The following is a 20,333-nucleotide window of genomic DNA, read 5'->3' on the forward strand; positions in this document are numbered from 1 at the left end:
AATCTGAAAAAGCCTCTTGAGTCCGCCGCGCGGCTGGCATATCTGAAGCGCACCTTAGGGGTATAGCTCAGTTGGTAGAGCGACGGTCTCCAAAACCGTAGGTCGCGGGTTCGAACCCTGCTGCCCCTGCCATTTCTCCCAAGAAACAATGAACCAGGTTCTTGCCGACAGTTCTCAATTGTATGGGCGCACGACCGCTGGCAGTTTCAAAGATTGCAATCGGGCCAAGAGAGCAGGCGTGCGAGGATTTCTGAAAGAATAGGCGCTTTTGAGAACTTTGCAGAACGCATGTGCCGTGCTGACCGGATGGTTAACCCAATATGAACATGGCGTTTTTGCTTGATTTATCAGGTTTGTGGCAAAATACTGGCAAAAGTTTGGTGGCATGGTGATGTCGAGTGAAAGGTGTTTGTGATGGCGTATGGCGAAAGTTCTGAACTGACAGAAGACCAAAAGAAATGGGCTCAATGGACGATGCAGCCTAAGAAGCGTAAGCTGAAACCAACCGACTATGTGTCAGTTTTGGTCATTACCGCATCTGTCGTGGTTGTGACTGGTATCCATCACTACATGACCTTCTAAGCTATTGTAAGTTAAAGAAACTTTTGCTGTACCCGCCTTTTGAGGCGGGTTTTGCGTTTGTTTGGGTTTGCAATCGCATCGCATCCAGATACCCGTTCCAAATACGTCATGCATTCAGAGGATCAATCCCGGTTTCCTACGCCGTTGGAATGGCATATGGTCCTGCCCACAACGGACAGGCGGAAGAGGGTTCATGTCGCGCTTTGATGGTTATTTCCTGCGGCAACTGCTGATTCTGTTCGGTTTCTTCACCCTTGTTCTGGTGGGTGTGTTCTGGATCACCCGGTCCGTCAGCCTGTTTGATCGAGTGATCAGCGGCGGGCAATCCGCGATGGTGTTTCTGGAATTCACCGCTCTGACCCTGCCGACCCTGATCCGGACCGTGATGCCAATGGCCGTGTTCGCCGCGGCTGTGTACGCCACCAACCGGCTCAGCCGTGAAAGCGAGATGACGGTGATGTTGGCCACCGGATCCAGCCCGTGGAGATTGGCGCGCGCGGTGTTCGTGTTCGGCATCCTGACCGGTCTGATGATGGCGGCCATAAGTGTTTTTCTGCGCCCGGCATCGGTCGAGCAATTGGAGCAACGACAGGCTGAAGTTGCCGGAGATGTGACCGCTCAGCTGCTAAACGAGGGTGAATTCTTGCACCCCGCGCAAGGCGTAACGGTTTACATCGGAGAGATTGCCCTCGACGGTACACTGTCCGAAGTATTCGTGTCCGACCGCCGCGACGAAACAAACCCTGTCAGTTACTCCAGCAAGACAGCCTATCTGGTCAATAGTGGCACCGGCATTCACCTGGTGATGGTGGACGGTATCGCCCTGCGTCTGAACCAAGAGGGCCGGACTTTGTCCTCGACGCTGTTTCAAGATGCCTCATACGACATTTCCGACCTGACGAATTCGGATACGATCACCCGCCGCAGCCTCGAGGCAATCCCGACCTTTGCGCTTTTGGAAGACCGGGAAGCGATCATGGAGAATGAGTACTACACCGAGGGTGAGTTGATCGACGAGCTGCATCAGCGGTTTTCATGGATTGCTATCTGTGTCGCAGTTGCAATGGCCGGATTCTCGACATTGATGCTGGGCAGTTTCTCGCGGTTCGGTCTGTGGCCGCAGATCTTCGGAGCTTTCGTTATCCTTGTCCTGCTAGAGGGCGTTCGGGGCTTTGTTTCGCCGGTTGTAATCGATGATCCTGACCTATGGTTTTTACTGTACCTACCAGCAATCATAGGAATTCTGATTTCCTGCCTGTTCCTGCTGATTGCCGGACGTCCTTTGGTCCGTAGCCGCCGCAGGGCGAATGGCACGCTGTCTCATGCCTGAACTGTGCTGCGCAGATCGCTGAGGCTGGCAACCACGTCCTCGAACGCGTCGCTGTCTCGTCGGGTCACAAGGTAAAGCGGCAGCATCATGTCCAGCGCCCCAGTCACAGGCTTCAGCTGGCCTTTTTCCAAGTGGTCCTGAATGACATATTCGGGAAAATACCCTGTTCCGCCCCGCCTTAGGACATAGCGCAAACCCATCATGCAATTGCCCAGAAAGACTGTTTGGGCAGACGCTTTGCGCGCTGCAGATCGCACGTGGTCCTGATAGACCTCACCCAGTTCCAGGTTAACAAAAATCGGATCATTTCCTACCTCGGGTGTTTCGACCAACAGTAGGCGTTCCGGGGCGAGCTCTTTATACAGAACACGCGGATCGGACGGTTTCTCATGTGTCAGGGCCGCGTCCAGCACGTGGGTTGCCACTGCTTCGACCATGTTCAGGTCGTGATCGTAGTTCAGGGTCAGCAACAATTGTCCGTGGCGCTGTTCGTAGCGTACCGCCAGATCGACCAGCAATGGATCCCAGACACTCAACTGGGCACCCAGGCGCAAGGCGACGCGGTTTGGCGTCTGCCCCGGCAGATCGCGTGAGGCAAAGGACCAAAGCGACATCATCTGTTCCGCATATGGGCGAAACTGACGTCCGAATTCGGTCAGGTTTGTACCGCCCGCGCCGCGCGTGAACAGCGCCTTGCCCGTTTCCTCTTCGATCAGCCGAATGCGGGCGCTCACTGCAGTCTGTGTCACGTTCAACCGGCGTGCCGCAGCGTGGAATCCGCCGGTTTCGGCAACGCATAGAAATGTCTCAAGAGCTTTGATTTGCATGTAGAAAACAATTTTTGATCGCAATGATAAAATCAATTCATTTTTTTGAGTGCCGCCTCTTCGTCTATATTGAACTCAGCAGATTAGCGCGAGGAACGACCATGCTGGACAAAAGCCACAAACCGACCTGGACCAGTTTTGAAGAGGCGACCAAAGCCGATTGGGACGCCGTTATGGAATACGAAGAGGCGTACAATGCAGCCCTGCCAGACCGTATTCTGGACGCTATTCGGTCGCTGGACGAAGACTGGACGCCATACCCTGTGAACCGCTACCAGCACAGCCTGCAAGCCGCGACACGGGCCTATGAGGATGGCGCGGACGAAGAGATCGTCGTTGCCGCCCTGATCCACGATACGGGCGATATTCTGTCCCCCTATAACCATGGTGAGCTGTCAGCGGCGATGATGAAGCCCTATGTCAGCGAAAAAACCTATTGGATTCTAAAACACCACTGTGTGTTCCAAGGGTACTACTACAACCACCATTTGGGTGGGGACCGGAATGCCCGCGACAAATATCGCGACAGCCCCTATTGGGAGGACTGCCGCTATTTCTGCCATGAATACGATCAAAAGGCGTTCGACCCGGATTATCCCACCAAGCCACTGGAGTTTTTCGAGCCCATGCTGCGCCGTGTTCTGAACAAAGGCGAAGGGCACATGGAGTTGAACGAAACCTCTGAATGTTAACAGGCCGCCATCAGGCGGTAGACGATCTGGGCGGCAGTGAAGTCCCAGGCGGCATTGCCGTCCGGGGCCAATTCGACGACGTCGAAGCCGACGCATGTGCGGCCCTTAAGCGCGTGCTCGACCAGTCGTAGCGCCTGATAGTACCCCAGCCCACCAGGAACGGGCGTACCCGTCGCAGGCATTTGTGACGGGTCCAGGCCGTCGACGTCAAAGCTGACATAGACCAGTTCGGGGAAATCCTCAGGCAGGTCGACCGAATGGATGTTCCCGGTCACTAATTCTTCAGCATCCACGTGGAAGACGTGATTTTTCAGACGGCTTTTCGCTTCTTCGGTCGAAATGGCGCGGACGCCGAACTGGGCCAGACGGATGCCCTCTTCGGCCAGCAGGTGCATGACCGACGCGTGCGAATGCTTCTCACCCTGATACGCGTTGCGCAGGTCGGCGTGTGCGTCGATCTGAACGATGCCAACGGGCTGGTTCAAAGCGCGGGCAACACCGATCACGGCACCGTAGCTCAGTGAATGCTCTCCACCCAGGGTCACCGGTACCTTACCTGCGCGGACGGCGGCTTCGGTGCGTTGGGCGAGGCGATTCATTACCTCGGGTAGGGGGCCGGCGCAGTCGAGTGGCTCTTCGGTAAAGATGCCTTCGACGCAAGGCTCGGCGTGGCCGGTGATCCGTTCCAATTCGTTGCTGGCCTCGATGATCGCTTCGGGGCCTTTGGCGGTGCCCGAGCCGTAGGATACGGTGCGTTCCAGCGGCACGGGGATCACGCGGAACCGGGCATCCTCGGTGCGCTCGGATGCGGTCAGTTCACTATCGAGGAAAATGCTCATGAGAGTCTGTCCTTAAATTCGTCGTAGCCGAACTGTTTGATGATCTTCAGTTCGTCGGTTTCGCTGTTCCACAATGCGATCGTCGGTAAAGGCACGCCGTTGAACGTATTGGTTTTGACCATTGAGTAATGGGCCTGATCAAGGAAGGCAAAGCGCTGGCCGATCTCCAGCGGTTGGTCCCACGTGTAGTCCCCGATCACGTCGCCTGCCAGGCAGGACGGACCGCCAAGTCGATAGGTATGGCCTGCGTCAGCCTCATCCATCAGGGCGGGGCGATAGGGCGCTTCGATCACGTCGGGCATATGGCAGGTGGCCGAGATATCGGTGATCGCGAGGGTCATGCCATTGGTGGGCAGGTCGAGAATTTCGCCGACCAGAATGCCAGCGTCAAGCGCTACAGCCTCGCCGGGTTCAAGATAGACGTCGACGTTGTGCCGGGTGCGGATCGTTTTGATAAATTCGACCAGCCCGTCACGGTCATAGTCATCGCGGGTGATGTGGTGACCCCCGCCGAAATTCAGCCATTTGAGTTGATTGAGAAACGGTTTCAGCTTGAGCTCGACCGCAGCCCATGTACGTTGCAATGGTTCGAACCCCTGTTCGCAAAGGGTGTGCATATGCAAGCCGTCAACACCGACCAAGGCGTCGGCGGTCAATTGGCTGACTGGCGTGCCAAGGCGCGAGCAGGGCGCGCAGGGATCGTATTTCGGTATCTCGCCCTCGGAATGTTCCGGGTTGATGCGCAGGCCCACCTGAACGCCCGCAGCCTGGGCCGTGGTCAGGAACCGGTCTTTTTGCGTCGGAGAATTAAAGATGATGTGGTCGGACAGGGACAGGATTTCGTCCATATCTGCGTCCTTGTACCCGGCGCAGAAGGTTGCGACCTCACCGCCGTATTCCTCTCGGCCAAGCCGCGCCTCGTAGATGCCAGAGGCGCAAGTGCCGCCAAGGTGCTCGCGGACCAGCGGGGCAAGTGAGAACATCGAGAACGCCTTGAGCGCGCTGAGGACATGCGCGCCGGATCGGTTGCCGACATCAGCCAGGATGCTCAGGTTCCGTTCGACGGCCTTTTCGTCAACGACGAAGCAAGGCGTAGGTACGCGGTTGAGGTCGAAGCTGCGGAAGGCTCCGGCATCTCCAGCTTGGGTGGTCATCATGTCGGGCATGTCAGGCGTCTCCGATTGTGGAGAAGCCGGGGGGCGCTGCCCCCCGGACCCCCCGAGGTATTTTTAGCCAGATGAAGCTACAGCGGATCAGAAGTCGACGGGTCCTTCGAGCTCATGCACCTGCCACGGCAGGCCGTGTTCATTGAGCATGTCCATGAAGTTGTCAGGGTCAAGCTGTTCCATGTTCCAGACGCCGGGTTCATTCCAGTTGCCTTTCAGCACTTGTGCCGCGCCGATCATGGCGGGGACGCCGGTGGTGTAGCTGACGGCCTGCGACCCAACCTCGCGGTAGCATTCTTCGTGGTCGCAGATGTTGTAGATGTAATAGGTCTTTTCGCCCGAGCCATCCTTGGCCTGCCCTGTGGCGATGTCGCCGATGCAGGCCTTGCCCTTGGTTTCCGCGCCAAGATCGCCGGGGTCGGGCAGCAGGGTTTTCAGGAACTGGATCGGGATGATTTCCTTGCCGTCATGCATCACCGGGTCGATGCGGGTCATGCCGACATTTTCCAGCACTTTGGCATGCATGATGTAGGCGTCACCGAAGGTCATCCAGAAGCGGGCGCGCTCGATCTCGGGGAAGTGGGTGCTGAGCGACTCCAGTTCCTCATGATACATCAGGTACATATTCTTGGGGCCGATGGCGGGGAAGTCGAATTCGACCTTGTGGGTCATGGCGGGGGAGTGTTTCCACTCGCCGCCTTCCCAGTGGCGGACTTCGGCCAGCACTTCGCGCAGGTTGATTTCCGGGTTGAAGTTGGTGGCGAATTCCTGATCGTTGCTGCCGCCATTGGCGTCCAGTACGTCGATCTGACGGATCGTGTCCAGCTTGTGTTTCTTGAGCCATTTCGCGAAGACGCTGGTCACACCCGGATCGAAGCCCGAGCCGAGGACGGCTGTCAGGCCGGCCTCTTTGAACCGCTCCTGATAGGCCCATTGCCAGTGGTACTCGAACTTGGCCTCGTCCTCAGGTTCATAGCTCGCGGTGTCGAGATAGTGGATGCCGGCCTCGAGGCACGCGTCCATCAACACCAGATCCTGATAGGGCAGGGCGAGGTTCACAAGGATTTCAGCGCCGGTTTCCTTGATCAGCTTGACCGTGTCTTCGACCTTGTAGGCGTCCAGCTCGGCGGTCGCGATATCAACGCCCACGCGTTCTTTCACCGCCTTGGCGATGGCATCACATTTCGATTTCGTGCGGCTGGCCAGAGTGATTTCGGTAAAGATGTCCGAATTCATCGCCATCTTGTGTACGGCGGCGTGGGATACGCCGCCTGCGCCGACAACCAGTGTTTTTCCAGTCAAAGAACCCATGGGGGTAATCTCCTCTCACAGGGGGTTATTCGTAATAGGTGTAGCCGTTGATCGAGTCGCGGTAGGCGCTCATCAGGGTTTTGCGGTCCTTGGCTTTCAGAGTACCGGTCGAGATCGCCTCGTCCACCATTTTGCGGAAAGCGGCGACGCAGTCCTGCGGGTCAAACTCGACATAGGACAGGACCTGGCTGATCGTGTCGCCTTCCTGCTCGTGCAGCAGGTCAAAGCCTCCGTCGGCACGCAGGTCGATGGTGACGACGTTGGTATCTCCGAACAGGTTATGCAGATCGCCCAGCGTTTCCTGATAGGCGCCGACAAAGAAAACGCCCATGAAGTACTCATCCTCGTCGGGCAGGGAATGCACCGGCAGGCTGGGCGAGACGCCATCCGCCAGAATGAAACGGTCGATCTTACCGTCGCTGTCGCAAGTAATGTCGGACAGGACCGCGCGGCGGTCTGGCGTTTCGTTCAGGCCCTGCAGCGGCACGATAGGGTGAAGTTGGTCGATGGCCCAGACGTCCGGCAGGGACTGGAACAGCGAGAAATTGCAGTGGTAGATGTCGGCCACTTTCTCTAGCTGGTCGTCTACATCTGTCTCCAGATCATCGCTTGCGGCCAGCGCTTTGAGGCGCGCCATCAAGGACAGATAGATGCGTTCCGCGCGGGCCATCTGGCGCAGGTCGACATAGCCGCGGCGAAACAGGGCGCGCAACTCGTTGCGGTAAAAGGTGGCGTCGTTCCAGCATTCCTGCAGGCGATCTTTGCTGAGGTATCCATGCACCGCTGCCAGATCGGCGACCATGTGGTGATCGTCCGCTTCCACCTCGGGGCCGTTCGGCGCATCGTAAAGTGTGCTTTCCAAAACGTTGAACACCAGCATCGACGAAGTCGCTACGACCGCACGCCCGCTTTCGGTGACCAGCGTTGGGTGGGCAATCTCGGCCTCATCCATCGCGTAGGCGACGGTTTCGACCACATTGGCGCAGTATTCCTCGACCGTGTAGTTGATCGAGTTCTCGGCGGCCTTCTTCTCGCCGGTATAATCCACGCCCATACCACCGCCGAGGTCCAGGTGGGTCAGCGGCACGCCTTCGCGGGTGAGTTCGGTGTAGTAGCGACAGGCTTCGCCTACGGCGCGGCGCACATCGTTGACGTCCTGCACCTGGGAGCCCAGGTGCGAGTGCTGTAGCTTGAGGCAATGCAGCAAGCCAGCCTCTTTCAGCTTGTCCACGGTCGCGACCAGCTGATCCGTGTTCATGCCAAAGGCCGAGCGGTCGCCCGAGCTTTCTTCCCATTTGCCGCTAATCTGGTTGGTCAGTTTGACCCGTACGCCGATCAGAGGTTCGATGCCCAGCTCTTTATAGACCTCGATCACCGTGTCCGCCTCTTTCGGGCTTTCCAGAACGATGACGGTGTTGAACCCGATCTTGCGGCTGAGGATGGCAAGCTGGATAAACTCGGCATCCTTGACGCCATTGCAGACGATCAGCGCTTCGCTGGCAAGACGGTGCGCCAGTGCGACCACCAATTCGGGCTTGGATCCGGCCTCGAGCCCGTAGTTGTACTTCTTGCCAAACTCGACAATCCGGTCCACGACCTGCGCTTGCTGGTTGACCTTGATCGGGAAAACGCCGCGATAGCTACCTTTGTAGCCGACGCGTTCAATTGCATCGCGGAAGCTCTCGTTCAGATGCGCGATCTCGTGTTCCAGATAAGACGACACGCGCAACACCATCGGGGCCTTGATGCCACGGTCGTCCAGATCACTGAGAATGCCGGGCAGGCTGATTGCGTCGGCCTCGGGCACCATAGGATTGCGCAGACCGATCTCGCCCTGCTCCGTCACCTCGATGAGGCCTTTGCCCCATTTCTCAACCCCGTAGATGGAATGCGGTGCGTCGGGCGTGTGTTTCAATCAAGTCTATCCTTCGCGAGAGGGTGCCAGTTTCGCGCCCGCCAATACGGCAGCAATTTGATTCTTCCAAGTGTAATCTATGTGACGGGAAATGGGGAATTCAGGCTGCAGCGCGAATTGGAATTAGGTGGTTGTCCCATTGGCAATCCGAGCGGGTTGCGATTTTGGCCCCGGTGGCCGTTAGCTGCCCAATAACGCCGGTTCCAGTTGTGAACATAAAGCCGTTTGGCCCCGTTCCCAGGCCGCAGACGTCATCCAGCAGGAATGCCCCGGCAAGCTGGCCATCCGATACACGGAATTGATGCAACGCGTTGCCGCGTGGGCAGGTGATGGCGACGGTATCTCCGGTGTCAGAGAATGCGATGCTACCGGCATAGCCCTGAAGCGTGCTTTGATCTGCTTCGGACGCGCTGAGCAGTTTGAGCTCATCACCCCGCTGATGCAGACCCAGCAGTGGTGGGTGTTGCGATGTGTCGCCCTGCCACTGCATGGCGAACCCGACCAGCCCGTCGGCGCGCACGGCCAGGTGACGGATCGAGTTCCTGTGCAAGGCCCGCGGCAGTTCGACCTGCTCTAACACTTCGCCTGACTGGTCCAAGTAGGTCAGGCGAGGTTGCATGACGGGCAGGTTCAGTTTGGTCCGGCCTGTGTCGGGATGGGTTTCAATCCCGCCATTTGCCACGACCAGCGTCCGGCCATCAGGCATCAGGCGCATATCATGCGGCCCGACTCCACCGGAGGAGAACTCGGTGATCCGCTTGTAGTCTTCGGTATCCCAGACGCCAATCACACCTTGACCAGCTTCAAAGTCGTTTTCTGTGGTGAACAGCCGCGTGCCATCGGTCGAGAACACTCCATGACCATAGAAATGGCGGCCTGTCGGAGCCTCTAGTTGCGCGATCTGAGCGCCGGTTGCGCAATCGATGATGATCGCAAAGGTCCCCGGGCGGCGAGCAAACGCCACGGCCTGTGCGCGATGAGGGTGCGCTGCGGCAGCGTGACCCCGCGCGGGCAATGGCAGCGAGAACAGAATATCGCCGCCCCGTTCCAGTCCCGCAAGACGATATGACCCGTCCGGGAACAACGCAGCGGCCAGGTAATCCGGCGCGCCGATTGCCGACCAACCGCGCATCGGCGTTAGGCTGGCTGCGGCCAGTCCTGCCAGAAAGCGTCGGCGGCTGGTCATCGCTCAGTCCCCGTCCAAGGAGTTGAAACCGGCGCTGATGCCCAGTGTCGGACCCAGTTCGGTCGAGGCGATGGCACGAACGTCCTTGATGGACTGCTGCAACGCTTCGATACGGAAGCGTCCTTGCGCTGTAGCTACCGCCTCAAAGGCCGGGTCGTCCAAAGACTGCGCCCGCTCAATGGCGGCGGTAAAAGCATCATCCAGATCAGTCGCAATGTCGGGGTGGTCCGCCGACAAACGCGCGGCAAGGTCGCGCAGAGCTGTCAGGGATAACTCCACATGGCGCAGCGATCGCTCGGACCGCCGGGCCTCGGCCCGTTTCGGGCGCGGGCGGTCAAAGGTGCCCATTGGGCGGCCAAGACGGGTTTCTGCCGTGAACTCGAGGCCCGTGATCAGAGCCTTGTAAAGCTCCTGCATGGCTTCGTTTTCGGATCGGTACGGGCTGGCTTCACCTGGAGATGTCAGGTTCGCAGCATACCCCTCCCAATCCGCATCGATTGCGCTTGCGTTGAGGTTGATGTCCTTGGCCATCGCCTGGATCAGCGCGCAACGGTAGTCTTCGCTGCCCAGTTGGGAAAACTGCGGGTCATAGAGCATCAGTTCCAACGCGAAAAATCCCCGCCCTGCCACGGATGTTTCGGCAAAAGCCTCAGTAGATTGGATCGCGGTGTCTTCGGTGGAGATAAGACCTGTGAGCGCTTTGGGCGTGAAGCCTTTGGTGTCGGGCCAAAACGCCAGTGCAAACGCGCGGTCCTCGGCCTCGGATGGTCCGAAACGCAGATGACTGATGGAAATCCAGTCATCAAATGCCGTGTGAAAGGCCGTGCGGAGCGTGGTCGATGTCGGATCGCAATCCGCTTGCGCTGTGGCCGCCAGTGCTTCGGTAGCCTCGGACAGGGCGGAATAGCCGGGCAGGATATGGGCGTTAACCGTATCGGCCAGGATGGACCCGCGGTCTTGGGCAAATGCGCCAAGGGGCATTGTCAGGGATAAGGCAAGTACAAGGGCACGCATCAATCAAAGACTTTCTAAGAAACGGATCAGGGCATCACGGTCGGCTTTTGGCATTGCCACAACGGTGTCGCGGGCGGTTTGAGCCTCGCCCCCATGCCAGAGGATCGCCTCAAGAAGGTTACGCGCGCGTCCGTCATGCAGGAACTGGGTGTGCCCCGACACCTGTTTGGTCAAACCGATCCCCCACAGCGGCGGTGTTCGCCACTCGCGCCCGGTGGCGCGCGCTTCGGGGCGGTTATCGGCCAGACCTTCGCCCATGTCATGCAGCAGTAGGTCCGTGTAGGGCCAGATCAGCTGAAAGCTATGCTCGGGCCGGTCTTCCATGCGGTGGGTAACGAAGGACGGCGTATGGCAAGATGCGCAGCCGGTATCGTGGAACACTTGTTTGCCGCGCAAGACCTGCGGGTCATCGACGTCACGCCGGGCCGGAACCCCGAGGTTCTGGCTGTAGAATGCAACCAGATCCATTCCGGTCTGGTCGACCTCGAATACCCGGTCGTCCCCATCGCCGTGTGGGGCGTTGACGCATTCGACCTGAGCTGGGGTGCAGTCCCCGTACGCTGCGGGGTAGAGGGGGTTTGAGATGCCAATATCCCCGGCAAACGCCGCAGCGGATTGTTCCATCACAGTCGGCATTCCAGCTTTGTGACCAAACCGCCCCATCATCGGGGCACCATATTCGATGGCCCATACGATGTTTGGGCGGCCGGAAATCCCGTCTCCGTCTTCATCTTCGGGGTCCGCATTTGCCAGCAGGTGCTGAACTGGGATCGCCTCGAGCAAACCCAATCCAATCATCTGCGGGGCGACGCGCGGGCTGAGCATCGCATCGGGGTGCAGCGGGCCATAACCCAGATCGGTGGCCCGGTAGGTCGGACGCCTCAGGGTGACAGTCTCGCCATCGGACAGAGTGCTCGGAACATCCTCATAGGTGATGTCCAGCCGGTACTCTGCGGCATGACCGGGCAGGGCAAGGTCTTGCATCTGACCACCGTAATTCGGATCGGGCTGGGTGGCGATGTAATCCTCGATCTCGGCAAAGTCGTCGCCACCGGGGATCGAGACCCGCAGGAACATCGAAATCGCGTTGTCGTCGGGTCCATTCGGCGTGTGGCCGCGCCCGTCCTTGATGTGGCAGCGCTGACACGAGCGCGCATTGTAGAGCGGACCCAACCCGTCTGAGGCCAGGGTCGAGGACGGAGAAGACACCCAGATTTTCTTGAACAGGCCGTTGCCCACCTTGAAATCCAGCACTTGCTCGAAGCTCAGATTGCCTGACGGCTGCGAAAACGCATCGGCATCCGTGCGTGCGCGAACAGTGGCCGCCCCGGCTGGAAGGTCTTCGAACCGTTGCGGCGCGCTGAAATCCGTAGGCGCTGCGGTCACCCGCGCAATCCTGGCCTCTTCGTCTTGGGTTCTGGGAAGGATGTTGAGGTGCAGATCCTGCAGCTCGGCTGACATGGATTGGGTGGCCGCCAGGGCGGCCACCGGTAGCAGGGCGAGCTTACTCGCCTTCGTCCATTTTCGATGCGTTGAGTTGCGCATAATTGGCTTCGCCAATCCTTTCGTACAGGTCGAGCTGCGTTTCGAGGAAATCGATATGGCTTTCCTCATCGCGCAGCAATCCTTCGAACAGCGACATAGAGACGTAGTCGCCTGCCTCGCGGCAATAGTCGCGCGCTTCGGCGTATAGAGCGCGGGCGTCCAGCTCTGCCGCCAAGTCACATTCCAGCGTTTCCTTGGGGTTCTGGCCAATCCTCAGAGGGTCGAGTTTCTGAAGGTTGGGGTGGCCTTCCAGAAAGATGATGCGTTCGATCAGCTTGTCCGCGTGCTCCATCTCTTCGATGGACTCTTCGCGGCTTTTCTTGGCCATGTGCCCAAGGCCCCAGTCTTCCTGGAGACGGTAGTGCAACCAGTACTGGCTGACCGCCGTTAGTTCATGCCGCAGAGATTTGTTGAGGTATTCGATGACTTTGGGATCGCCCTTCATCTGCATTCTCCTGTGATACTCCGGTGCGCAATGCACGAAGCTGCATGGGGACTTTCAGACTATCGCTTGCGCGCATTGTGTCTAGGAAAAGGGGCATGCATCCGCCGCAATCCGCTGACTTTCCGAGCGCATGATAGATTTTGCCGGGCGTAATCACCGTGTCTGGGTCGGCGGTACGCATCCAGTCGATAGCGGCGCGGATGTCAGTATCCGAGATGTTTGTGCAGTGGCATACGATCATGGCTGTCAGGCTTTTTCGTCCGGCTAGGGTAAGAGGCGACGCATGTCCGCCGCCTCTGCACTTGGGGGTCTTAGTGGAATACCGCGTTGGGATTATCGAGGCTGTCCGATCCTTCGAATTCGATCTGGTCGAGTTCCAGGGCGGTTACAATCCGTTCGATGGTTTTGGTCTGATCAACCAAGCCGTTCACGCCGCCCATGATCAGATCTTCGCCACCTTCATTGCCGCGCTCCAGCATCTGGTCATAGGCAAACCCGGCTTCCGCAGTCGATTTGATCTGACCCAGAGCCCGCATCGTGTTGGCCAGTTTGGCCTTCATCTCGGCATCCAGTGACGGATCAGCCGCGATCACGAGGTCGGACAGCGACGCACCGCCAACCGGGGTGCCGTCGATACGGGTGTAATGACCCAGATAGACGTTCTCGATCCCAAGTCCGTCATAGTAGTGGCTGTTGTGGGTGTTATCCGAGAAGCAGTCGTGCTCTTCCTCGGGGTCGTTCAGCATCAGGCCAAGGCGCATACGCTCACCCGCCTGTTCGCCGTAGGACAGCGAACCCATGCCGGTCAGAATCGCGCTGACACCCGCGGTTTCGTTCGCGTTCAACTCGGCGCGCGCTGCTCCGCCTTGTTTCCACTGGTCTGCCATCCATTCCAGATCACTGACCAGCAACTCGGTCGCTGCGCTCAGGTACTGTGCGCGACGGTCACAGTTGTCGCCGGTGCAGTCATCGCCCTGAACGAAATCGGTGTAGGGACGGTTACCTGCGCCGGCACCGTGGCCGTTCAGGTCCTGACCCCACAGCAGGAATTCGATGGCATGATAGCCGGTGGCGACATTGGCTTCGATCCCATCTGCCTCGTGCAGGGTTTCGCCCAGCAACTCGGGGGTGATGGTGCTGGCGTCAATGGTCTTGCCGGACAGTTCGAATGACGGGTTGGCGATGACGTTCAGCGCGGCAAACTCGTTCTCATCGGTCGGGCCGCCATAGGAGGCGTCAACATAGTCGATCAGACCCTCGTCCAGTGGCCAGGCGTTCACTTTGCCTTCCCAATCGTCCACGATCGCGTTGCCAAACCGGTAAACCTCGGTCTGCTGGTAGGGGACGCGGGCCGCAACCCACGCGGCGCGTGCTGCATTCAGGGTCGCGTCCGACGGATCGGCGATCAGGGCGTTTACAGCCGCTTGCAGCGATTTGGCCGCGATCAGACTGTCGTCATATTTGGCCTCGGCGATGTCCGCATAGGTTTCCAGAACTTCAGCCTTCGAGGGTGGGGCGTCGCCTGCAACTGCGGCGGTCGCGAAACCTAAGGCCAATACGCTGGTGGCTGCAAAAAATTTGGTCATTGGGTGACACTTTCCAGTCAGAAAAATTCCAAACCGCCGCGCTTGCGACGTATTCGCGGCAAAACTGAGTGAAATAGTAAGTTAAGTCAACCTGAGTTTTATTGTCGGAATTAAATGCCGCAGTTTTACTGGGTCTATCCCCGAAATTAGCGAGTCAGCACGCACTCGGCTGCGATTGCACGGCATTTGAATCGGACTAGAATAAAATCTGTGATTCCTTGGTGGATGGTGTTTTGTCCATGAAATGCACAGCGATTGCTTTGATCCTGACCCCGGCGGTTGCACTGACGCAGGTGCAGGGTGCCTCTCATGAGCATGGCGTAGGGCATTTGGATATCGCATTTTCGGATGAGGCTTTTTCTTTGTCACTCGCGGTGCCCGCCGCCGATATTGTCGGTTTTGAGGGGCCTGCCGAGACCGACAATGACCGTGCGTTGGTCGCTGTTGCGATATCTGACCTTTCAAAACCTCTGGGTCTGTTCGTGCCGTCCGAAGAAGCGGCATGTGTTACCGTCTCTGCCAATGTCACCCTGTCGGGCGAGGGGTTGGGGCAGGGCGCTGCCAACACCTCTGCCGAACAACATAGCGAATTTCTGGCCGACTACGTGATCCAATGTCAGGACATGGCCGCTTTGGCGGGTATCCGGTTTGGCTATTTCGACCGGTTCGAAAACGCTCAAAAACTGATGGTTCAGGTGTCTCGATCAGGTGAGAACCTTGCGTATGATGTCACACGCAGCCGGCCTGACCTTGGCCTGTAACTTGGGGTTCGTCCGAGCGCCCCAAATCACACCTTGCTGAGCATCCAGTCGCGCACGCGTTTCGCATTATCGACCAACGGTTTGTAGTCGGACCAGACCAGATAGAACCCATAACCGGTCTCCCAACTCCAATCCTCCAGCGCCGTCAACAGCCCGCGTTCCGCCATCGGGGTTGTAAGGTGACTCCACCCCAACGCATACCCTTCGCCCGCCAGAGTCGCCTGAAGTACCAGAGCATAATCGTTCAGCCTAAGACCGGAAACGGGCGGTTTTTGCGTGACGCCGAATGCATCGAACCAGTGGACCCAGCCCGGGCGTTCACGCGTTGGTTCTTCAAGGTGGATCAATCGATGCCGCAGCAGGTCTTCGACTCTGGCTGGCCGCCCGCGCGTCTCAATCTCCACGGGGCTGGCGACGGGACAAAGCACCTCGTTGGCAATCAGTGCCGCGTTGCACCCTTCCCACGTTCCTTTGCCACGGCGAATGGCCAGACTGATGTTCTCGGCAACGATGTCGGGCTCGCGGTCGCTGGACTGTAACCTGAGGTCAATATCCGGGAACGTTTGATGAAATTCTTGCAGCTTTGGCATCATCCAAAAGAAGTTGAACGCGGATGAGGCGTTCAGCGTCACGTGATCGTTTTTGGTGAACTGGCGCACCGCGTTGACCGAGTTGAGAATCTGATCGAATGAGCGCGAAACATCCGAGTACAGCTTGGACCCAGCCGAAGTCAGGACGATTTTCCGGTGCTCGCGATGGAACAGCTGTATGCCAAGCGCAGTCTCCAATTGCTTGATCGCCGCACTGACAGCAGGTTGTTTCACATTCATTTCATCCGCTGCACGCGTAATCGATTGCAGCCGCGCGGCTGCCTCAAAATATACCAGATGCTTTGAGGATGAGACTGTTTTCCAGAGCTGATGCATAAACTGTGTTTATCCAAAACATCACCTTTTTCAACCGTCACGAACGCATTTCAGCAGGCTAATGTTCTGGCCAAATGAATCGAGGAGTCCCCCATGGCCAGACGCGCCCGCGCCTCGCGCGACCGCCAAAGCGCCCCCGCCGGAGCCCCGGCATCGCCGTACATCCAGCGGCGCCTGAGCTATTTCAACCCGTTGAACGAAGAGGATCTGGTGCGCCTCGAAGCGCAGGTTGACTGGATCCTGGAAGACGTGGGTATTGCATTTCGCGACGACCCTGAGGCGCTTGACCTCTGGCGGCGCGAGGGTGCACGGATCGAAGGCGACATCGTTCGCGCCGACGCAACGTGGATTCGTGATCTGTGCGCGAAGGCCCCGAAAAAGTTCACTCAATTGGCCCGCAACCCAGAGCGATCGGTCGTGATCGGCGACGGCAACCAAGTGTTCGCGCCGGTTTATGGCGCACCTTTTGTGCGCGACTTTAAAGGTGGGCGGCGCTATGGCGACATGGATGCGTTCCAGAAACTGGTCAAACTGACCTATCTGCACCCCAATCTGCATCACGGCGGTTTCGTCACCTGCGAACCCTGTGACGTGCCGGTCAGCAAGCGGCATCTGGACATGATGTTCGCCCACATGACGCTCAGCGACAAACCCCATCTCGGCGCGATCACCGAGATGAGCCGCGCACAAGACAGCGTCGATATGGCCGAGATCGTGTTTGGCGCGGACGTCATGGACCAGAACTGCGTCATCATGGGCAACGTCAACACCAACTCACCCCTGCTGGTGGATCGTGTGGTGACCGAAGCGGCGCGGGTCTATTCAACCCGTGGGCAGGGTATGATCGTGGTGCCCTTTATCCTGTCGGGGGCCATGGGGCCTGTCAGTACGGCGGCAAGCGTCGCACAGGCCATGGCCGAGGCGATGATGGTCTGCGCCTATGTCCAGCTATTGCGCCCGGGCGCGCCCTTTGTGTTGGGCAACTTCCTGTCGTCCATGTCGCTAAAATCCGGCGCGCCGACATTCGGCATGCCCGAGCCTGTGATGTCGAACTACGCAATCGGTCAGCTGGCGCGCCGCGCGGGCCTGCCGTTGCGCTGCGGCGGGTCGCTGACCGCCTCGAAAATCGAAGACGCACAAGCCGCATATGAATCCGCCGACTCGATGCATTCGACGATGCTTGCAGGGGCCAACTTCGTCCTGCACTCTGCAGGATGGCTCGAGGGCGGCCTATGCACCGGGTTCGAAAAACTGATCATGGATGCGGACCGGCTTGGCTCATACCAAAAGGTTCTGACTCAGGGACTGGATACCAGCGACGACGCTTTCGCGCGCGATGCCTATGGTGAGGTTGACGCAGGTGGTCACTTCCTTGGCTGCGGCCACACGATGCGAAACTATCAGACGGCGTTCTACGAGCCGAAACTCAGCGACAGCGAGAATGTCGAAAGTTGGGAGGAAGGCGGCTCCAAAGACATGCGCCGCCGCGCCTACGAGCGCTGGAACGCGATGCTGAACGAATATCAGCCCCCAACAATGGATGAAGCCAAGAAAGAAAAACTGGCGGCCTATGTCGCTCGGCGAAAGGAAGAAATCCCGGATGCCTGGTATTGAACCGGCGATCTCTTCATCTGGCCGAAAATAACTTCGGGGGTGAATTGAGCCGCAGGCTCAAGAGGGGGCAGACAGCCCCCTTTCCCTAAACATCACACTCATGACACAGGACGTTTCCATGCCTGAAATTCAAAAAGACGAAAGCACCGGCGGCAAAAAACTCCCGTCTCACGCCAAGGTCGTCGTGATCGGCGGCGGTGTCGTTGGATGCTCTATCCTGTTCCACCTCGCCAAATTCGGTTGGAAAGACGTGGTCTTGCTGGAACGTGATGAGCTGACCTCCGGCTCCTCCTGGCACGCGGCGGGTCAGATCCATACGATCAGTTCAGACCCCAACATCTCGCGCCTGCAAAGCTATACGATTGATCTGTATAAAGAGATCGAGGAGACCTCGGGCCATTCCGTCGGCCTGCACATCACCGGCGGCTTCTATCTGGCCTCAACCAAGGACTGGTACGACTACCTCAAACGCGAACGGTCCAAGGCGCGCTATATGGGGCTGCACCAGGAGTTCATCAGTCCGAAAGAGGTGGCCGAGCGCCACCCGCTGATCGACCCGAAACACTATCACGCAGCGCTCTGGGATGATCAGGACGGTGATCTGGATCCCTCGGGCGCGACCTATGCCTTTGCCAAATCCGCCAAGGTGCACGGGGCGCAGTATTTCACCCACTGCGGCGTGACCGGGATGAGCCAGCGCCCCGACGGTAGCTGGGATCTGACCACACCCAAGGGGCAGATCAATGCCGAGTATGTGGTGAACTGCGGCGGCCTCTGGGCGCGTGAGGTTGGGCATATGTCGGGTGTCCACCTGCCGGTACAGCCGATGGAGCATCACTACCTGATCACCGAAAAGATCGATGCGGTCGCCAATCACGGCACGCGTCTGCCCGCCGGGATCGACTATGAGGCAAACATATATTTCCGTCAGGAACGTCAGGGCATGCTTCTTGGTACCTACGAGCCCAAGGGTACACCGTGGAAGGTCGACGGCACGCCATGGGACTTTGGGCATGAACTTCTGCAGCCTGATCTGGACCGCGTTGCCGACCGACTAGAGATGTCATTCGAGCGAATTCCGGCGATCGGCGAGGCCGGGATCAAGGATATCATCAACGGGCCGTTTACATTTGGTCCAGACGGCAACCCGATGATCGGCCCTGTTCCGGGCATGAAGAATTACTGGGTCGCCGTGGGTGTCATGGCCGGCTTCTGTCAGGGCGGCGGCGTGGGTCTGACCATGGCGGAATGGATGATCGACGGCGAACCCTCGATTGACGTTTGGGCCATGGACGTTGCGCGCTTTGGAGAGTTTGCGACCCCGGATTGGGGCACGATCAAATCGACGGAGAATTACGAACGCCGCTTCGTTATGACCTTTCCGAACGAAACCTTGCCAAAGGGGCGGATGCAGAAAACGACTGCGCTGTACGACCGGCTGGTGGCAAAGGGCGCTGTGATGGGGCAGGGGTTCGGCCTTGAGAACGCGCTGTGGTTCGCGGACAGCCCGGAAGACGCGCATGAAACACCCACATTCGAGCGCAACCGCAGCCACGACTACGTGGCGCGCGAGGTCAAAGCCGTGCAAGAAGCTGTCGGCGGTATCGAAATCGCCAACTTCGCCAAGCATGAATTCAAGGGCGCTGGGGCGCGCGACTACCTCAACAAGACGCTGGCCGGCTATGTCCCGAAACCCGGTCGTCTGACACTGACGCCGATGCTGACCGAAAAGGGTCGCCTGTACGGTGACCTCACCGTTGCGTGCCTGGCGGATGATCACTTCATGCTGTTCGGTTCGGGTGCGATGCAGGATGCGCACCGCCGCTGGTTCGAAAAGAACCTGCCCGAGGATGTGAGCTATGCCAACGTCTCAGATGATTGGCACGGCATTGCGCTGTCCGGTCCAAAGTCGCGCCAGTTGCTGGCCCGCATCACCCGCGAGGATGTCAGCGCTGATGCCCTGAAGTTCCGTGATCTTCGCCAGACATTTGTCGGCGGGGTGCCAGTGATCCTGAACCGAATCTCGTTCTCGGGCGAGTTGGGTTTTGAGATCTACTGCCGTCCGCAATACCTGCTGCGTCTGGCCGAAGCGATCGAAGAGGCTGGTGCCGATCTGGACTATCGTTGGTACGGTGCACGGGCGTTGATGTCGCTGCGCCTTGAGAAAGGCTGGGGCGTCTGGACCACCGATTTCCGCCCTGATTTCAACGCGGTCGAGTCCGGGATGGATGCCTTCATCAATTGGAAGAAGGACTTTTTCGGCAAGGACGCGACGCTGGCCATCAAGAAGGAAGGTGTCACCCGCAAGCTGGTGACAATGACAATCGACGTGGACGGCATCGACGTCTCGAACGATGAAGCGATCCTGAAGGATGGCGAGGCCGTGGGATACGTGTCCTCGGGTGGTTATGCGCATCGCGTCGGCAAATCGATGGCGATGGGGTATGTGTCCACAGACAGCGCGATACCGGGCACAAAACTTCAGGTCGAGATTTTGGGCGATCTGTATGATGCCGAAGTGTTGGGCGCACCGATTTACGACGCCACCGGGGCAAACATGCGCGCGTAAGTTTCGCAAGCAACGGCTGCCAGCA

At 58.5% G+C, this 20,333-nt stretch carries 18 protein-coding genes and 1 tRNA gene; 7 read left to right on the plus strand and 12 right to left on the minus strand.

Translation table 11 applies throughout. The annotated features are described in order from the left end of the window. The first annotated feature begins 56 nt into the window (after positions 1–56). From GOV53_RS17530 to lptF, 3 genes are all read left to right on the plus strand, one after another. Positions 57–132 (plus strand) — tRNA-Trp (locus GOV53_RS17530). Between the two features lie 282 nt (positions 133–414). Further along, positions 415–582, plus strand: coding sequence for a hypothetical protein (locus GOV53_RS17535; protein ID WP_170468757.1), 168 nt, complete (start codon positions 415–417; stop codon positions 580–582). Positions 583–775: 193 nt separating this feature from the next. Then, positions 776–1,912, plus strand: coding sequence for an LPS export ABC transporter permease LptF (lptF, locus tag GOV53_RS17540; RefSeq protein ID WP_170468760.1), 1,137 nt, complete (start codon positions 776–778; stop codon positions 1,910–1,912). Here the strand turns inward: lptF and GOV53_RS17545 are convergent. Further along, a complete protein-coding gene (locus GOV53_RS17545; protein ID WP_170468762.1) occupies positions 1,903–2,739 on the minus strand; it encodes a LysR family transcriptional regulator in 837 nt (278 codons plus the stop codon). The two genes, lptF and GOV53_RS17545, sit on opposite strands and share 10 nt — an antisense overlap. A gap of 101 nt (positions 2,740–2,840) precedes the next feature. Here GOV53_RS17545 and GOV53_RS17550 point away from each other — a divergent pair, with 101 nt between their 5' ends. After that, the gene (locus GOV53_RS17550; protein ID WP_170468766.1) at positions 2,841–3,431 is read left to right on the plus strand and encodes an HD domain-containing protein; all 591 of its coding nucleotides are present in this window, start codon (positions 2,841–2,843) and stop codon (positions 3,429–3,431) included. On the opposite strand, the gene speB is transcribed toward GOV53_RS17550, so the two are convergent. From speB to GOV53_RS17600, 10 genes are all read right to left on the minus strand, one after another. After that, on the minus strand, positions 3,428–4,270 hold the full coding sequence (gene speB, locus GOV53_RS17555) for an agmatinase (protein WP_170468769.1): 843 nt from the start codon (positions 4,268–4,270) through the stop codon (positions 3,428–3,430). The genes GOV53_RS17550 and speB overlap by 4 nt on opposite strands. Then, on the minus strand, positions 4,267–5,436 hold the full coding sequence (nspC, locus tag GOV53_RS17560; RefSeq protein ID WP_170468771.1) for a carboxynorspermidine decarboxylase: 1,170 nt from the start codon (positions 5,434–5,436) through the stop codon (positions 4,267–4,269). Before nspC ends, speB begins: the two co-directional genes overlap by 4 nt. Positions 5,437–5,523: 87 nt before the next feature. Continuing rightward, positions 5,524–6,747: a saccharopine dehydrogenase family protein gene (locus GOV53_RS17565; protein WP_170468774.1), complete on the minus strand. Its 1,224-nt coding sequence runs from the start codon at positions 6,745–6,747 to the stop codon at positions 5,524–5,526. Positions 6,748–6,772: 25 nt separating this feature from the next. Next, complete coding sequence (speA, locus tag GOV53_RS17570; RefSeq protein WP_170468777.1) at positions 6,773–8,662, minus strand: biosynthetic arginine decarboxylase; 1,890 nt, start codon at positions 8,660–8,662, stop codon at positions 6,773–6,775. 100 nt (positions 8,663–8,762) lie between these two features. Next, positions 8,763–9,848 (minus strand): DUF1513 domain-containing protein, encoded by a 1,086-nt coding sequence (locus tag GOV53_RS17575; protein WP_170468780.1) that lies wholly within the window; start codon positions 9,846–9,848, stop codon positions 8,763–8,765. A gap of 3 nt (positions 9,849–9,851) precedes the next feature. Then, the gene (locus tag GOV53_RS17580; RefSeq protein ID WP_170468783.1) at positions 9,852–10,862 is read right to left on the minus strand and encodes an imelysin family protein; all 1,011 of its coding nucleotides are present in this window, start codon (positions 10,860–10,862) and stop codon (positions 9,852–9,854) included. Between the two features lie 3 nt (positions 10,863–10,865). Beyond that, positions 10,866–12,407 (minus strand): di-heme oxidoredictase family protein, encoded by a 1,542-nt coding sequence (locus tag GOV53_RS17585; RefSeq protein ID WP_170468786.1) that lies wholly within the window; start codon positions 12,405–12,407, stop codon positions 10,866–10,868. Continuing rightward, on the minus strand, positions 12,367–12,852 hold the full coding sequence (bfr, locus tag GOV53_RS17590) for a bacterioferritin (RefSeq protein ID WP_170468789.1): 486 nt from the start codon (positions 12,850–12,852) through the stop codon (positions 12,367–12,369). Before bfr ends, GOV53_RS17585 begins: the two co-directional genes overlap by 41 nt. Continuing rightward, entirely contained in the window at positions 12,800–13,093 is a 294-nt protein-coding gene (locus GOV53_RS17595; protein ID WP_170468791.1) for a (2Fe-2S)-binding protein, read from the minus strand. Before GOV53_RS17595 ends, bfr begins: the two co-directional genes overlap by 53 nt. Positions 13,094–13,163: 70 nt before the next feature. Continuing rightward, complete coding sequence (locus GOV53_RS17600; RefSeq protein WP_170468794.1) at positions 13,164–14,438, minus strand: imelysin family protein; 1,275 nt, start codon at positions 14,436–14,438, stop codon at positions 13,164–13,166. 239 nt (positions 14,439–14,677) lie between these two features. On the opposite strand from GOV53_RS17600, the gene GOV53_RS17605 reads away from it, so the two are divergent. After that, entirely contained in the window at positions 14,678–15,199 is a 522-nt protein-coding gene (locus tag GOV53_RS17605) for a ZrgA family zinc uptake protein (protein WP_170468797.1), read from the plus strand. Between the two features lie 26 nt (positions 15,200–15,225). Here the strand turns inward: GOV53_RS17605 and GOV53_RS17610 are convergent, their stop codons facing one another. Further along, entirely contained in the window at positions 15,226–16,125 is a 900-nt protein-coding gene (locus tag GOV53_RS17610; protein WP_170468800.1) for a LysR substrate-binding domain-containing protein, read from the minus strand. Positions 16,126–16,218: 93 nt separating this feature from the next. On the opposite strand from GOV53_RS17610, the gene GOV53_RS17615 reads away from it, so the two are divergent. Together GOV53_RS17615 and GOV53_RS17620 are read left to right on the plus strand one after the other, a co-directional pair. After that, positions 16,219–17,739 carry a trimethylamine methyltransferase family protein gene (locus GOV53_RS17615; RefSeq protein ID WP_170468803.1) on the plus strand — a complete coding sequence of 507 codons (1,521 nt, stop codon included), beginning with the start codon at positions 16,219–16,221 and terminating at the stop codon, positions 17,737–17,739. Positions 17,740–17,857: 118 nt separating this feature from the next. Next, positions 17,858–20,308: a GcvT family protein gene (locus GOV53_RS17620; RefSeq protein WP_170468806.1), complete on the plus strand. Its 2,451-nt coding sequence runs from the start codon at positions 17,858–17,860 to the stop codon at positions 20,306–20,308. Positions 20,309–20,333: the final 25 nt, after the last annotated feature.

The sequence above is a fragment of the Ruegeria arenilitoris genome (assembly GCF_013035315.1).
Classification (GTDB): domain Bacteria; phylum Pseudomonadota; class Alphaproteobacteria; order Rhodobacterales; family Rhodobacteraceae; genus Ruegeria; species Ruegeria arenilitoris_D.